Annotated in this window: 1 protein-coding gene; it reads left to right on the top strand. The window is 38.5% G+C overall.

The window, feature by feature from the left end:
• Positions 1-379, top strand: a 379-nt coding sequence (locus tag FY251_RS22830) for a hypothetical protein (RefSeq protein WP_187367515.1), incomplete at both ends; no start/stop codon positions are given.

Below are 379 nucleotides of genomic sequence, written 5' to 3'. Positions count from 1 at the left end.
TATTGATGATAGTCATTTAAATGAATTGAGTGAGCAAAAACAACAATTAAATAAAGAGCTTCAAAAGCAAATAAATATTCAGGCGAGTAGGAATACCCAGATAGATGATGTTAAACAACGGTGGAGGGACGCGGAGGCAGAGCGGCTCAAAGTACGCAATAGGCTAGGGAAAACCAATACGTCTGCAGAGAACTGGGATATTGCTGCAACAGTTAAGAATATATTTGGCGATATCATGAATATTCTAAAGGAGGAAGAGTTAGAAAAAGTAAGTTGGGAAATGAAGCGCATATTCCTCGCTATGATTGGCGCAGATAGCGCTTCAGAACGTATGTCAGGAATTAAAAGTGCTGAGCTTACCAAGCAATTTGATATTAAA

The organism is Haloferax sp. KTX1 (genome assembly GCF_902410085.1).
Classification (GTDB): Archaea; Halobacteriota; Halobacteria; order Halobacteriales; family Haloferacaceae; genus Haloferax; species Haloferax massiliensis.
The sequence above is the reverse complement of the archived record's forward strand: the minus strand, read 5'-3'. Positions and strand labels throughout refer to the sequence as shown.